The following is a 13934-nucleotide window of genomic DNA, read 5'->3' on the forward strand; positions in this document are numbered from 1 at the left end:
CCGGCGGCGCGAGAGCGTCGAGCATCCGTTCGGCACGATCAAGCAATGGATGAACCAGGGCGCGTTCCTGATGCGGCGGCTGGAAAACGTCCGCGGGGAGTTCAGCCTGACGGCGCTCGCCTACAACATCAAGAGGGCCATCTCCATCATCGGTGTGCCGGGCCTGATCGCCGCGTTGCGGACATAAAACGCCCCATTTTGCGTTGTTCTCAACCCAAAATAAACGCCACTATGCCCATGAACGCCACCATCGCACCCGAAAACGGAAAAGCTGGAAATTGGACAAAACGCCGCCGTCCACGCCGAAAATCAACTACTTTCCATCATTCGAAGAGTTCTCGGACGGTCTGCTTGAGTTCGGCGTCATCAAGCCGTTTGACGGCCAACCAGCTACCGTGGGCAATGGTGGCATGGTGGCGTTCGAGGCCCGCTCCCGCGCCCAGGTCAAGGAAGTCCACGCGGCGGCCTTGGCCCTCGGCGGCCAGGACGAAGGTGCTCCCGGTCCGCGAGGCGAGAATGGCGCAGACCCCTACTGTGCCTATTTCCGCGATCCTGAGGGCAACAAGTTTCTGGTCTACCGTGCAGGTCCAGACGAAAGTTGATGCTGAAGCCGCTGGGAGGCGTAACAGGTTTACGCCTCCTCCCCTGCGCAGGGTGATCTGGTCAGTAGCGCACCGTGCTGGCGTTGCCGTCCCACCCGTCTTCGTCGACAACAATGAACGCCGGAGTATTTGTCGTGGAATCTCTCTCGCAAACTCGTGAACCCCTGTTCAAACCGCTTCGATTGCCTTGTGGTTTGACGCTGAACAATCGAATTGCAAAATCAGCGATGTCGGACTCCTTGGGAGACGGAACCGGCCATCCAACCGCTGCGCAGATAAGGCTATATCAACGCTGGGCCGAAGGCGGACTGGCCGTATCGATAATTGGCGAGGTGCAGCTTACGTCCGGCTATGCCGAGAACCCCGGCAACCTGGTATTGAACGAAGCGTCGGACCTCGAACGGTTTCGGAAACTTGCTCAACACGGCAGCGAGAACGGCACCGGGCTCTGGCTACAGCTCGGCCACGCCGGAGCCCTTGCCTACGCACCAACCAGCAACCCCAAGGGCCCGACTGCTTTCAACCTGCAGGGGCTGCGTTGCGCGGAAATAACATCCGAAGAAATACGTCAACTGCCCTCTCAATTTGCGACGACAGCCCGGCTAGCGCAGAAAGCTGGCTTTGGAGGTGTGCAAATTCACGCAGCACACGGATTTCTGCTTAGCCAGTTTCTTTCGCCACTGTTTAATAAGCGGACGGACGGGTACGGGGGCGCGATCGCCAATCGCATGCGGCTATTGCTGGAAGCCATCGGGAGCAAAGTCCGCCTCCGACAGGTCTGGACGCGGACCCTACTTCCTCGAACTCGCAAAGCGAGCCCGTGCTGTGACGACCAAGCCTCTTATGCTGACCGGAGGCTTCAAGACGCGTGCACAGGCCGAAGACGCGGTGGCAAGCGGTGCAGTTGACATTGTCGGTCTCGCGCGTGCGCTCGTCCTTGAGCCTGCGCTTCCCAAACTCTGGAAAGAAAATCAGAAACCCGAGCCGAGCTTTCCAAGATTTTCAGATGCCCCGGAGGGTGGGATTACTGCGTGGTACACAATGCGGCTGGCTGAGATCGGCGCTGACAAGGAAACGCTCGTTTTCGGCGACCTTGAACAGGCAATCCAAGCCTATGCAGCCCGCGACGAATCTCGAACAGAAGTCTGGTCGGCTCATTTCGAAAAAAATTCCGTTGGAACAAGCTAAACCGACCACGTCAGGTTCAGGCCGCCCCTTCATTGAGCGGTCGGCCACTCGGCCTCTCAACATGCCGTAGCTCCCAGGTTCTGGCTAATAGCGCTCCATCGTCGCGATGAGCGACGTTGCCATCCGCTTCGCCTGGCGGGCAGGCTCCGCTGAGCGAGCAATTTCGGCTACGGCCGTTGCTCCCTCTTGGAGAAGATTGATCTCGTCCGCCACACGTCGCGGGTCGCGGAACCGCGCCGCATGAGCGAGTTCTTCGAAGTATGCGAGTGCCAAGCGCTTGTGCATCTCGGCGGCTCGAAACACGGGATCGGCGATGTCCTTGTGCTCTCCGGCAGCAGCCATGAAGCCGCAGCCTCTAAACTCCTTGTCCTTAAACCATAGTTCCAGAAAGTCGAACGTCGACAGAATTCGCTCCAGGGGATCGGTCGCGCGCTTCTCGACGAACTCGCGCATCTCACGGCGATCCGCCTGGTCGCGCCGCTCGAGCGCCGCGAGGATAAGGTCCTCCTTTGTCTCGAAGTGTCGGTAGAGGGTCGTTTTCGCGACGCCGCTTTCCGCGATAATCAAGTCGATGCCAGTCGCGTGGTACCCATGCTCGTTGAATAGCCGCAGAGCCGTCTCAAGCAAATGGTCCTTGATCTCTGATCGCCGCATAAACATCACTCAATGAAACTGATCTGTATCGATAATTAGTTGCCCGTAGAGCCCAGCGCAATAGCTGCCGCACCATCTCTTGCTTCTATTGGGCTCGCCTAATCGCAACTTCGTGATTTGAAAACGATACTGATCAGTAGTAATAAGTTAGAAACGATACAGATCAGTATCGTTTTGATTTAAACGGGTCGAGAACCCGCCATTACCACCAACAATGGGAGAAGAAAAATGACCGAGATTATTCATCATGTCGGCCTCCAGCCGAAATCGAAACACATAGCAAGCATCCAGCACATAGCAGAGACGTATGGCCGCACGGCGACGACAGTTGGCCTGTATGTATCAATCACCGTGATCTACGCCTGGTTCGGCGGCATGAAATTCACAGCCTACGAGGCCCAAGGCCTGGTCGATCTGGTCAGCAACAGCCCCCTTGTAAGCTGGATGTACTCCATCTTGAGCGTGCGAGGCTTTTCAAGCTTCCTGGGCGTCCTCGAAATCAGCATCGGCGCCCTTATAGCCGCAAGACTTATCAGCCCGATTTACTCGCTGGTGGGGGGTGTCCTGTCATCCGGGCTGTTCGTCACCACCATCAGCTTTATGATTACGACCCCTGGTGTGATTGTGCCCGAACTCGGGTTCCCCGCCATCTCGGTCGCTCCCGGCCAATTCCTGCTCAAGGACGTAGGCCTTCTGGCGCTATCGCTCTGGATTGCAATGGATTCGCTGACCGCAATCCGCTTCACGAGAAACTAAAACCAGAAGGCTGGCGTATCAGCCGCTAGAGAAAACGCCCCGGCCAAGCTTGGAATCGGGGCGTTCGCCATTCACCAAATTTCAAACTCGTGCCATTGTGCGGAGCGCGATCTTCTTCCACACAACGTACGGAGGGTTAGTGCCGTGAACGGGTTGTCCCACGGCATTGGGACGGGCATCGAGACGTGGGCCAGTTTCGGTTTGATTGGAGCGCTGGGCTTCGTCCTTGGCTTCGCGATGAACCACGGTTCGATCTGTACCTTCATCGCTACGACCGAATTGATTTCACAACGCAGGCCCGCGCGATTTCTCGCTCTGGCCGAATGCGCAGTGTGGGCCGCGATTGCATATATCATCCTCGACACGCTACCAACGATGCATGGCGGATGGTCTCCTTTGGTCCACATGGTGGCCGCAGCCATCCTCTTCGGCGTCGGCGTATACGTGAACGGTGCCTGCATATTTGGATCGGTTGGACACTTCGGTAACGGAGAACTGGATTTCGCGTTCACCTTCCTCGGGATATTTATGATCCTGTCCCTCGACACTGTGTTCAGTCTGCGCGGCGAACCGATGCCGATCAGCGGTTCACCGCCGCTTGCTCTGGAAGCCTTATTGGTGGTCTTGTCCGCGTTCCTGTTGCTCAGACTTGGCCTCTCCATAAAAGGGGAGACAAACTTCCGCCGTTTGACGGTGGCGATGAGTGCAATCGGAATAACTTCGGCCGTCTTATCTGCCTTCGCCACTCGTTTCTCAATCACGACCTCAGTCGGCTCGATGCTTTCCATCCCGGTGACGAGTTCACTCATCTTTGTCTGCATGTTTAGCGGCAGTCTCATCTCGGCGAGAATTCGCCGACATCGGTTTTCGCTGAGCTGGCCGACATGGAAAAGCTTATCACGAAGAACAATTGGAGGCCTGCTGATGGGCTTTGGGGCGCTCCTCATCCCCGGTGGAAATGACACGCTCCTGCTTGTCGGTCTCCCGATGGGAGCATGGCAAGCCTTCGTCGCCTATTTTCTCATGGTGGCGGCGCTTGCCGTGCTGATCGCTAGGTTTGGTTCGACAGCGCGATCTTGGTCTTGAAGACTTCAGCCAAAGTCCGAGCGCCATCACGCTGGATCGGTCACGAGCACGATCTTGCCCTTAGGCTGAGGGAGTTGCCCTTCAAGCATAAGATGGGCATCCCGCGCTTGCTCGAACGGCAGTGTAAGGCCGACGTTTACCTCCAGGGCGTTTTCGTTCAGCAGGTCTGAGATGCGCCGAAGGCTCTCGGTGGAAACATCGACCAGAAAGAACCCCGCCGTCACCTCATGCCTTTCCGCGAGCATCTGGTCCGGCTTGGATACGGCAGAAATCAACATCCCGCCCCGTTTCAGTACTTTGAACGACCGTGTTTGGGATTCACCGCCTACGAAATCCATCACGGCATCTACGTCATGGACCTCGTCTTCGAAGAGCGCTGCCTTGTAGTCGATTACGCGTCCTGCTCCCAACGAACGAACACGCTCGATGTCCTCCGAAGAGGCCGTGCATATCGAGTTCAGTCCAGCGCTTTTTGCAAATTGGACGGCAAAGGCTCCAACATTTCCCGCAGCCCCATGAATCAACACCGTCTGACCTTGCATCAGACCTGCTTGGTCGAACAACGCTTGCCAAGCCGTGACCGCGATGACCGGTAGCGACGCTGCAGCCACGTAATCGATCGACGGCGGCTTCCTGTCCAGCATAGATGCCTTGGCCGCTGCGTATTGCGCATACCCTCCGCAGAACCGCTTGTTCGTTACGCCGTAGACTTGATCACCGACCGCCAAGTGATCAACGTCGCTTCCCATGGCGACAACCTCGCCCGATATATCGGAGCCTAGAATGAGAGGAAGGGGCTGGGGAAGTGCACTGTTACCAGAGCGAATCCATCCATCCCACGGTCCAACGCCCGCAGCGTGCACCCTCACGATCACCTCGTCGGTTCCGGGCGTGGACGTCGTAATGTGTTCCAGCATCATCACTTCGGGCGGGCCGAACTCGTGAATGCGCCATACCTCTCCCGAGAAATGCTGCGGGCGATCGGACATCGGCTTTCCTCCGGTTGCGGTGGCTCTGCGCGAGAGTGTCGACCTTGGGGCGACGACGTGCACCCTCATTTCTCGGCAGATGTCAGCGGTTCGTCGCCGAATAGACCAAAATTGGGACGAGCGCCCAGCCCTCCTAAAGCTAGATGGCTTGGCTGCAGAGTGCGGTTGAGGGCGCGAATGAAAGACAGTCTCTGCCTATTTCCGCAAGGATACAACTGCTGCGAGGCTTGCGGTGGTCGCCGGACACAGTGTCGGACGCTTTGGAATCAGTCCGGCATTGCGAAGGCGTCGACAATCCGTTCCACGGCATGCTGGATGCCCGTGCCCAGTTGCCGTGATTTCTGCCACAGAACGACATAGTGATACGTTGCTCCTGGCTCGAAACGTCTGGTTTCCAGCCCGAGATGGCGATACTCTTGTGCAATGATCTCGTTCGTAATCGAGACGCCAATCCCGGCTGCAACGAAACCCGCGTCATGCCCGTGGACATCGTATTGCACGACGATATCCGGCTCTGACCCCATATAGCGCAAGGCGTTCACGTTCATCTGATGAGCGGAATATTGAGGCTCGATATCGATCAGGGCTTCCCCAATGAGGTCTTCCGGTGTGATGATCGGCAACTCTGAAAACCGGTGGGCCGGCGGGAAGAGGCAAACATTGACCGCGGTTCCCAGCGGGACCCAATCGAACAGATTGTCATCAAGCGGAAGCCTCGAAATACCGATGTCGGATCTGCCGTAGGTGACATGGTCTGCGACGTCCTTGTAGCTTCCGGTCCTCACCTGGATCGTGCGCGACGGGTTCGCCTCCCGGATTTTCTTGACGGCCCGCGGCATGAGCTGGAGGCAGAATACGCTTGGGGCTGCGATCCCGATCACGCCCGCCTCGTCGGACCTAATCATGTCGATCGCCTTGCCGAGCCGGTCGAGCCCGGCAAAGGCCGCATCCGTGCTTCGAAGAAGGTCCCATGCTTGACCAGTCGGGACAAGGCGATTGTTTTCGCGAACGAAGAGCGCAAATCCCACAAGCGCCTCCAGTTGCTGAACGTTCTGGCTTACCGCCGGCTGCGTGACTTTCAGCATCTGTGCCGCAAGGCGTTCGGACCCAGCGCGCATCACTTCGCGAAAAACTCGCAGATGGCGAAGTTTAATACTCGATCCCGATATATCCACCCGCCCTCCTCTCGCCCCGGATATAAGCCCTGCTTATCGTATCTTTTCATATCTTATAAATTGACCCTCCTCCCGTAAAGTATAAATCTGAATACAGAGGCGATAACCTTGGGTTAACACACTTTAATATTGCACCTTACGGTTAAAGCAAAGAATAATCCGCCATTTACAAAGTAAACACTTCTAATCCGCAGGAACGTTTTGCCCGCGGCACGGAGAACTATTATGCACGGGCTTGTTGAACAGTTTGCCGCGGGGACAATAACCACCCTCACGGTATTTGCTTCGAGCGCCATTCTCGGCACGGCGGTCGGTTTCTGTGTCGCTGCTGCCACTACGTCGCAACTCCGTCTCGCGGCGGCAGTCGGCACTGCATACGTCAACGTCATCCGGGGCGTCCCGGAACTTCTCATCATCCTCGTGGCGTTCTTTGGCGGAACCGGAGCCCTAAGTTGGGCCGTTGGACGCTATGTCGAGATCAATGCCTTCGCCGCCGGCGTCGGTGCGCTGACGATCGTCTTCGGCGGCTACGCCGCCGAAGTCTTCAGGGGCGCGATCAAGGCGATCGCGGCAGGTCAGACCGAGGCCGCGGCATCCCTCGGCCTTGGGCGGCTCCACACCTGGCACCTGATCATCGTCCCGCAGATGATTCCGCTGGCTCTTCCAGCCTATGGCAATCTCTGTATCTCGCTCATCAAGGATACCTCGCTGGTTTCGATTGTCGGCCTCAGCGATGTGATGCGCGTGGCCTATGTCGGGGCCGGATCATTTCGTGCGCCGTTGCCCTTCTACCTCGCCGCTTCCGCGATCTACCTAGCATTCACGAGCTGCGCTCTGTCCGGTTTCAGGGTTCTCGAGCGCCGTTTCGAACCCAAGGGAGGACGGGCATGAACCTTGACGTCACGCTCGAAGCATTCAGGATGCTGCCTGTGGGCCTCGTGTTAACGCTCGGGCTCACCGTCGCCTCGCTTGCCGCAGGTTTTGCGCTGTCGATACCACTTGCCCTGATGCGGACATCTGCCACCCGCTGTGTATCCGCACCGGTTCTCGCCTACACCTACGTTTTTCGGGGCACGCCGCTGCTCGTCCAGCTCTTTCTCATCTATTACGGGATCGGGCAGATCGATCTTGTCCGTCACAGCTTCCTGTGGTCGGTTTTTCGAGAGCCTTTCTGGTGCGCGCTCATTGCTTTCACGCTGAACACGACGGCCCACACGACGGAGGTGTTTCGCGGCGGCTTCATGGCCATCCCGAAAGGACAGGTCGAGGCTGCACGATCGCTCGGTTTGTCGCGCATGCACACGCTGCGGCTCGTCACTTTCCCACTGATGATACGCATCGTCTTGCCCGCATACACCAACGAGGCGATTGGCATGCTGAAAGCGAGTTCGCTAGCCAGCACGATCACACTTCTTGAGGTGACAGGATTGGCCCGGCAGCTCGTGTCGGCAACCTTCGCACCCTACGAAGTGTTTGTCGTCGCAGGGATTCTCTACCTCTCCTCCACTCTCTGCATCGCGTGGCTGTCCCGATGCCTAGAGGTGCAACTGAAACCGAGTGCACGGCCTTCGACAACACGACCGGCTGCTGCGGCCAAAAAGGACGAGGCCGCCGTCGGCGGACACCTCGCGCGCCCGTGAAACATTCGGCCGATCTGCGGAGCTTCACTTCTAACCAACCGGAGCAGAAAGGGGAACGACATCATGAAACTTGCCTACATAACATTGGCGGTGGTCCTGGCTTGCACGCCATGCGCAGCGGAAGAAGGGACGTCGCTTGCAATCGGCTCCGAGGGCGCCTCGCCGCCATGGAATTCGATCGACGCGTCTGGGCAACTCATCGGCTTCGATATCGATGTCGGCAAGGAACTTTGCCACCGTGCCAAGATCGAGTGCCGATTCATAGCTCAGGACTGGGACGGGATCATTCCGGCCCTCACCGTTGGAAAGTTCGATGCCATCATGTCGGGCATGGCGATCACCGAAAAGCGCAAGAAATCGATCGCGTTCTCGCAGCCTTACGCCGGTGGCTTCAACCAGATCGTCGTTAGAGGCGATTTGAAGCTTGCGCCGACCGACACGTCGCAGAAGCTCGATCTGACGGTAATCGACGCCTCGAAACAACAGGTCCTTGACCAGCTCAAGCAGGCGCTGGAGGGCAAGACGCTTGGTGTTCTGCGATCCTCCAACTCCGAGGTCGTGCTCAATGAACTCTTCGGATCAAGTGCGACAATCCGCAGCTACGATTCTCAGGACAATCTTCAGCTCGATCTTGCCGCGGGCCGTATCGATGGCGGCCTCGCGGATTACTTCACCTGGAAAACCTTTCTCGACAGCAAGGACGGCGAAGGCGCAAGTTTCTTTGGCCCCGAGCTGTCTGGAGGTCCGTGGGGACCCGGCGTTGGCGTCGGGCTGCGCCAGGCCGATACCGAGCTGCTCGCAACTTTCAACAGGGCCATCGACGAGGCACGTGAAGATGGCACCCTGGAGCGGCTCAGCCTCCAATGGTTCGGTATCGACGTCTCTCCGTCACGATAAAGGCAAGGTCCCTTCCAGGCACAACACGACGGTGCCTGGAAGATCCTATCCGATCAGAAGGTAGAACCATTCATGACACACTCCTTCACGGTGATTGCGACCGGTCAGTCTCTCATTCACCAAGATTTTCGTGCGACCGCAGACGACCGGCTTCGAGCGATCGAGGAAATAATCCGGTCGGCCGACGTCTCCTTCACCAACTTCGAAATGACGGTCTTTGGCGATCATGCCGGATGGCCGTTGAAGGGATCTTATTTCGGATATGCACCGCCGTCCGTGCTCGACTGCCTTCGCGAGATGGGCTTCAACGCGCTGTCGCTCGCAAACAACCACGCATTCGATCTTGGCCCTTCCGGCGTGCTGTCGACGATCGAGGAAGCATCGCAGCGCGGTTTTTTGCATGCGGGCACGGGACGCGACTGGCAAAGTGCGGGTGCTGTCGCAATGAAACAGATTGCGGGACGCACGGTCGGATTGATCGCCATGGATGCCGGGCCGGGACCTGCATTCATGTATGCCGAAGATCCCGGCCAGGGAAGGCCATCTCGTCCCGGGATTAACGAGTTGAGGGTTGAACGCAGATTCGAGGTCGATCAGCATAATTTCGAGATCTTGAGCACGCTTCAGCGACAGTTTGGTTCAACCGATCTCGAGCACGCCAACTACGCGCAGCCGAATGACCCGCCTCGAATTCATACCGACCGCGAGATCAATTTTTACGGCACGGTTTTTGCGCGATCCGTCGAGCAGGCCCGCAGGATTGCCGTCGATCCGCAAAGCGCAATCGCCCAACTCGGCGCAATCCGGAAGGCGAGCGCGGACGGTGCGTTCGTCATCGCGTATCTGCACCACCATCATTGGGAGCCCGACTGGCAGCGCACTCCGCTGTGGGTGCAGGATTTCGCCCGCTTATGTGTCGAGGCGGGCGCCCGGATGTTCGTCAGCCACGGCGCGCCAGTGCTTCAGGCCATCGAGATCCATCAGGACGCCCCGATCTTCTATGGCCTGGGAAACTTCATTTTCCACACTGCGCATGGCGATGAGGAATGGAGCCCAAGCGAAGTCTGGAAAAGCGTCATCGCATCCTGCGTCTTCAATGAAAGTGGCGATCTTCAAAGGATCGAGCTCGACCCGATCGTGATCGGAGGTCTTCAAGCGCTGCGGGATCGAAACCTGAGCCGCCTCGCTTATCCGGTTCTCGCGATGGAAGATGCCGCAGTAGACATCCTGACGGAGCTGAAACAGCGATGCCGCGCCTTTGGTACGGAACTGACGATCGAGGGCGAGCGCGGCTTCATTTCGAATTCGGAAGGATCGGCTGAACGCCTACCATCCCGGACGTAAAACAACGGATCTGACCGATGTGAGGCGGTGCCACGTACCCTTGTTGGCATCGCCTCACGCCTCCATTGCTTGCTCCTCCGCCATAGAGCTGACCAATTGAGCAACACGGCTGCGTAAACGCGGTGAGAGCTGGAGGACGTCTTCGATCAGTTGACGGCCTTCCGAGGTTGAAATGTAGGCGATCCGCTCATCGATTTCCGCGACGGCGAGGTAACCGTCGCCGCTCGCGGGCTCAGGAAGGCCATCGAAGAACCGCGAGACGGGCATCCGAAGGCAGCTTGCGACCTCATAGAGCATCGAGGCGCTGACCCGGTTCTTTCCGTTCTCATATTTCTGAACCTGCTGGAAACTGACCCCGATACCGGCGGCAAGATCGCTTAGGGAAACATTCGACTGGATGCGCCGGATGCGAATCTGCTGTCCGACATGCCTGTCGACAGGATGCGTGTCGCCTGAAGGTGATGGGACAGCCCGAACGGCCGCATGCCCACGCTTGGCGCGCCACGTCTTTTCGTTGCCTTGCTTCATTGAAACACCCCGTAGGTGAGAGCTTCTGCGGTACGCCCCCGCTGAAAAACTCGCTTAACCCGAAGCCGGGGAGTTAGAACACCGTACACGACGGTCCTATGGCCTTTAGTTCCGGAGAACCTGGACATACGCCACAGGCTCCCCGACCAAAGGTCAAGGAGTGTGGTGCCGTATCGGCCGGCACCAACCGCGTGTAGAGGGTTCTAATCCCCAAGACAGCGCGTACTGCCTCAACGCGCATCATAGGCAATCGCCGTGCTCAATGCAACGCAATTTTTCAAGGAAAATCAGCCACTTCCGCAGCACCGACCAACAAGAAACGCCCCGCGTTGCTACATACAACGGAGGTCGATTGCAAGGGTCGCGGTCTCCGGTCTGCCTATGAAAAGGCCCAGGGACCGCCTGTTTCGGTCACGTCACCGGATCTGAAGGCACGGGCCAGTTCGGCCCATAGTGGATCTTCCGTGAAGCTCGCCATGCCACCGCAGGCCTCTTCAAGCGTCATCGAGCCGAAGCACGTTATCAACGAAGAAAGGCCACTTGGGCCGGCATTGTGAAGAAGCGAAAAGGGTTCGAATGGCGCCGAGATGACACGGTGACCCCAGGCACCCGACCGTTCGTCGCGCAGGAGATTGCCCAAAAGCGCGCGATCCCCGCCTGTCTTTGCGAGCGCATTGCACAAGGCATAACGCATCAAGGGGTAGTAGACGGCATGGCGGCTGCCGCCCAGCACGCGCACGCCCGGAAGGATTGCAATGACGATAAAGACAAGGAGAAGGCTGGGCACGATGCTGCGGCCGATCAGTGCCTCGGACAAGGCTGGAGCGGCAAATGGAAGACGAACCGCATGTTTTTGGTCCGAGCACAGGAAGCCGCCCGCAAGATGGAGCGGGAAGATACGGCCCTCTTCGCATCCCCAGAAAAAGTGCGTGGCGTTCCTGAGCCACCCACGCCAAGGACCGGAATCGAGCCGGTCGATGGCACACAAGATCGCAAGCGGAAGTTCGGTATCGGCGAAGAGCGCGGAGGAAAGCCAGGATTGCGGGTCCGCGAGATGCATGACGACCATATCGGCAACGTCTCGATCGTCCAGCTGCAGGAGATCGACTTCCGGTTTAAGGAACCGTTGCCAAAGGCTCACATTGGCCTGCTGAATGGCATCGGCGGCGGATGAAAATTCGGCAGCGGGCATCTCCTGGGCCAGGCGGGTAAGGGAGGCCGGCGCATGCTCAGGTCGATCAGCGTTCTTTAAGTGGAACCGGTAGCCGCCATTTTCGGCCAGGACGCTATAGGGGATCATTCTGCTGCGTGTCAGGCCGAAGAGATTGATCGACTGACCATCGAGCGTCAGCCAGCCGGGACCCTTGCGGCCACGCTCGACGAATTTGACCGTGGAACAGGCATAGGAAATGTAGGAGCGGCTATTGCGCGCCTGAAGGCCCATCAGGCTAAACAAATGGGTGTAGAAGGCGTCGGGCTCGAACAGAAGATGCAGATGGGGGCCGGTCTGCATGACCGGATTGTCGATAATTTCCGCCTGAAAGCGTTCGATCTGGCGCTGATTATACCCCCTTCTGCTCGCGCAGCTTGCGATCCATGAAACCAGCAACGATTTTGCATGTTGACGGGCGCTGCAAGCAGGACCTGGCGACGCAGCAAACAAGGTTGCCGCGTAGTCGCGGACGGGAGCAGTGGGGAAATCGCGCACCCAGGGAAAAAGATCAAGGATGAGTGCCATGACCTCCGCCTTGGTAAATCGGTGCTGGCCAAGAGGTGCCGTGTTCATGGACTCAAACGCGGCCCCTCGGCCGTCGTCTCCCTTCGCTGACTCACGCAGAAGATCAGGAATGCGACGGTCATCAGAACGATCCCGAAGCAGCCAAGGATTATGGAGGGCTCAACACCGGGTCCGACAACCGCAATCAGGCCGTAGACTGCCAATCCGATTGCGACACAAAGCGTGTGGATCTGGCTGCGGGCACGTCCCAGCATGTGGCTCGGGACGGAGCGTTGAACCTGAACATCGATGATAACACGCGCTACATTGTAGCTGACGCCAAGCATCGTCATCTGCACGATGGTCATCGTCAGGCCCTGCAGGAGGATAAAGCCGGTAAGGATGAAGCCGGAAAGAGCAAGATGGCTGACCAGTCGATGGCTGCGAGGCTCAAGAAAGAGCAGGCCAATACAACCGGCAACCGAGCCGGCTGCCCAAGCCGCCTCCGGGTAGGAAAAATCGAGCGCCGTCCCCTTCAGCTGTTGGATAACGAGTGTTGATGCCAAAGCATTGACAAGCATCCCCATCGCATAAATCAGCGCATAGATAGCTGCGCTCGTGAGCAGCGGGCCTGAAGGCAAGGCGGTGGGCACCACGTCGGATAGCCGAAGCCGAACTATCGGTTTCCGCCCTGTCTCACGAATGACAAGCCAGGAGCGGCTCGAGATCGCCACGAAGGAGAGTGCAAAACAGAAAAGCGGGACGAGCACGCCAAAACGCTCTGGTACCATGACAAGGAGGATACCGGTCGAAAGTGCGGCCAGGAGGTTTCCGACCTGCATGGCAATATACGACATAGAGTTAAAGGCCATCAGCCGCTCGGCGGCAGCAATGGACGGTATCAAGGCTTGCAGAGCCGTCAGGTAGGTTCGGTCGACGACTGCGTACGCCAACCAGGAAACGACGAGAACTGGAATGGGATCGAAACAGGCTAGTCCGGCAAAGGTTGCGCCCATGATGATCAGCCTGAAAATATCACAGACAAGGCAGGTCAAGCGGCGGTCGAAGCGGTCGGCGGCAGAGCCGCCCAAGTTGGTTGTAAGAAACTCCGCTATGCTGCCTGCTGCGAGAAGGACAGCAACCACGGCTGGGCTGCGGCTGGCATCGACCACGATCCAGGCTACCAGGACGAAATAGGCATTGCGCCCGGCCGCCGCCGCCGCCATGGCGCACAAATAGCGATATCGCAGATTGATTTCTGACAAGCAGTTCATCCCGAGCAGCCACCACGGTCCGCTGCCCGTCGCAAGGCACCAGCCATGGAGATGCTACCCTCAGGGAAGTGCGCCGGCTTTCAG

At 58.1% G+C, this 13934-nt stretch carries 15 protein-coding genes and 1 pseudogene; 10 read left to right on the forward strand and 6 right to left on the reverse strand.

Translation table 11 applies throughout. The features are described 5' to 3' along the window. The 4 genes and pseudogenes from BSG20_RS06920 to BSG20_RS37260 all read left to right on the forward strand — a co-directional run. The coding region (locus tag BSG20_RS06920; RefSeq protein ID WP_143147464.1) for a transposase at positions 1-187 on the forward strand (187 nt) is incomplete at its 5' end. A 163-nt stretch (positions 188-350) separates the two neighbouring features. After that, positions 351-602: pseudogene (locus BSG20_RS38605) on the forward strand (VOC family protein); the annotation flags it as partial. Between the two features lie 113 nt (positions 603-715). Next, positions 716-1510, forward strand: a complete 795-nt coding sequence (locus BSG20_RS06930) for an oxidoreductase (RefSeq protein ID WP_244541270.1) — start codon at positions 716-718, stop codon at positions 1508-1510. Beyond that, positions 1428-1790: a hypothetical protein gene (locus tag BSG20_RS37260; RefSeq protein ID WP_244541271.1), complete on the forward strand. Its 363-nt coding sequence runs from the start codon at positions 1428-1430 to the stop codon at positions 1788-1790. Before BSG20_RS06930 ends, BSG20_RS37260 begins: the two co-directional genes overlap by 83 nt. 84 nt (positions 1791-1874) lie before the next feature. Here the strand turns inward: BSG20_RS37260 and BSG20_RS06935 are convergent, their stop codons facing one another. After that, positions 1875-2444 carry a TetR/AcrR family transcriptional regulator gene (locus BSG20_RS06935; protein ID WP_072373340.1) on the reverse strand — a complete coding sequence of 190 codons (570 nt, stop codon included), beginning with the start codon at positions 2442-2444 and terminating at the stop codon, positions 1875-1877. Between the two features lie 228 nt (positions 2445-2672). Here BSG20_RS06935 and BSG20_RS06940 point away from each other — a divergent pair, with 228 nt between their 5' ends. Together BSG20_RS06940 and BSG20_RS06945 are read left to right on the forward strand one after the other, a co-directional pair. After that, positions 2673-3200 (forward strand): YkgB family protein, encoded by a 528-nt coding sequence (locus BSG20_RS06940; protein WP_083539880.1) that lies wholly within the window; start codon positions 2673-2675, stop codon positions 3198-3200. A gap of 144 nt (positions 3201-3344) precedes the next feature. Continuing rightward, on the forward strand, positions 3345-4286 hold the full coding sequence (locus BSG20_RS06945; protein WP_072372716.1) for a YeeE/YedE thiosulfate transporter family protein: 942 nt from the start codon (positions 3345-3347) through the stop codon (positions 4284-4286). 26 nt (positions 4287-4312) lie between these two features. Here the strand turns inward: BSG20_RS06945 and BSG20_RS06950 are convergent, their stop codons facing one another. Both BSG20_RS06950 and BSG20_RS06955 read right to left on the reverse strand, forming a co-directional pair. After that, the gene (locus BSG20_RS06950; protein WP_072372719.1) at positions 4313-5275 is read right to left on the reverse strand and encodes an NADP-dependent oxidoreductase; all 963 of its coding nucleotides are present in this window, start codon (positions 5273-5275) and stop codon (positions 4313-4315) included. A 266-nt stretch (positions 5276-5541) separates the two neighbouring features. Then, positions 5542-6450, reverse strand: a complete 909-nt coding sequence (locus tag BSG20_RS06955) for a LysR family transcriptional regulator (protein ID WP_072372722.1) — start codon at positions 6448-6450, stop codon at positions 5542-5544. A 225-nt stretch (positions 6451-6675) separates the two neighbouring features. On the opposite strand from BSG20_RS06955, the gene BSG20_RS06960 reads away from it, so the two are divergent. The 4 genes from BSG20_RS06960 (at position 6676) to BSG20_RS06975 (ending at position 10331) form a co-directional block, all read left to right on the forward strand. Continuing rightward, the gene (locus BSG20_RS06960; RefSeq protein WP_072372725.1) at positions 6676-7341 is read left to right on the forward strand and encodes an ABC transporter permease; all 666 of its coding nucleotides are present in this window, start codon (positions 6676-6678) and stop codon (positions 7339-7341) included. Beyond that, the gene (locus BSG20_RS06965; RefSeq protein ID WP_072372728.1) at positions 7338-8090 is read left to right on the forward strand and encodes an ABC transporter permease; all 753 of its coding nucleotides are present in this window, start codon (positions 7338-7340) and stop codon (positions 8088-8090) included. Before BSG20_RS06960 ends, BSG20_RS06965 begins: the two co-directional genes overlap by 4 nt. Positions 8091-8153: 63 nt before the next feature. Next, positions 8154-8987: a transporter substrate-binding domain-containing protein gene (locus BSG20_RS06970; protein ID WP_093041053.1), complete on the forward strand. Its 834-nt coding sequence runs from the start codon at positions 8154-8156 to the stop codon at positions 8985-8987. 72 nt (positions 8988-9059) lie between these two features. After that, the gene (locus BSG20_RS06975) at positions 9060-10331 is read left to right on the forward strand and encodes a CapA family protein (protein WP_072372734.1); all 1272 of its coding nucleotides are present in this window, start codon (positions 9060-9062) and stop codon (positions 10329-10331) included. 54 nt (positions 10332-10385) lie between these two features. On the opposite strand, the gene BSG20_RS06980 is transcribed toward BSG20_RS06975, so the two are convergent. The 3 genes from BSG20_RS06980 to BSG20_RS06990 form a co-directional block, all read right to left on the reverse strand. Continuing rightward, positions 10386-10859: a helix-turn-helix domain-containing protein gene (locus BSG20_RS06980; protein ID WP_072372737.1), complete on the reverse strand. Its 474-nt coding sequence runs from the start codon at positions 10857-10859 to the stop codon at positions 10386-10388. A gap of 379 nt (positions 10860-11238) precedes the next feature. Then, a complete protein-coding gene (locus BSG20_RS06985; RefSeq protein ID WP_244541272.1) occupies positions 11239-12597 on the reverse strand; it encodes a hypothetical protein in 1359 nt (452 codons plus the stop codon). Positions 12598-12641: 44 nt separating this feature from the next. Continuing rightward, positions 12642-13841, reverse strand: coding sequence for an MFS transporter (locus tag BSG20_RS06990; protein ID WP_167371549.1), 1200 nt, complete (start codon positions 13839-13841; stop codon positions 12642-12644). Positions 13842-13934: the final 93 nt, after the last annotated feature.

The sequence above is a fragment of the Rhizobium tibeticum genome (assembly GCF_900110205.1).
GTDB classification, from domain to species: Bacteria; Pseudomonadota; Alphaproteobacteria; order Rhizobiales; family Rhizobiaceae; genus Rhizobium; species Rhizobium tibeticum.

Bases quoted from the DNA above. Each gene is read 5' to 3' on its own strand.
- BSG20_RS06930 (WP_244541270.1), top strand. From the start codon at position 716: ATGAACGCCGGAGTATTTGTCGTGGAATCTCTCTCGCAAACTCGTGAA.
- BSG20_RS06935 (WP_072373340.1), bottom strand. From the start codon at position 2,444: ATGCGGCGATCAGAGATCAAGGACCATTTGCTTGAGACGGCTCTGCGG.
- BSG20_RS06940 (WP_083539880.1), top strand. From the start codon at position 2,673: ATGACCGAGATTATTCATCATGTCGGCCTCCAGCCGAAATCGAAACAC.
- BSG20_RS06950 (WP_072372719.1), bottom strand. From the start codon at position 5,275: ATGTCCGATCGCCCGCAGCATTTCTCGGGAGAGGTATGGCGCATTCAC.
- BSG20_RS06960 (WP_072372725.1), top strand. From the start codon at position 6,676: ATGCACGGGCTTGTTGAACAGTTTGCCGCGGGGACAATAACCACCCTC.
- BSG20_RS06965 (WP_072372728.1), top strand. From the start codon at position 7,338: ATGAACCTTGACGTCACGCTCGAAGCATTCAGGATGCTGCCTGTGGGC.
- BSG20_RS06970 (WP_093041053.1), top strand. From the start codon at position 8,154: ATGAAACTTGCCTACATAACATTGGCGGTGGTCCTGGCTTGCACGCCA.
- BSG20_RS06975 (WP_072372734.1), top strand. From the start codon at position 9,060: ATGACACACTCCTTCACGGTGATTGCGACCGGTCAGTCTCTCATTCAC.
- BSG20_RS06980 (WP_072372737.1), bottom strand. From the start codon at position 10,859: ATGAAGCAAGGCAACGAAAAGACGTGGCGCGCCAAGCGTGGGCATGCG.
- BSG20_RS06985 (WP_244541272.1), bottom strand. From the start codon at position 12,597: ATGGCACTCATCCTTGATCTTTTTCCCTGGGTGCGCGATTTCCCCACT.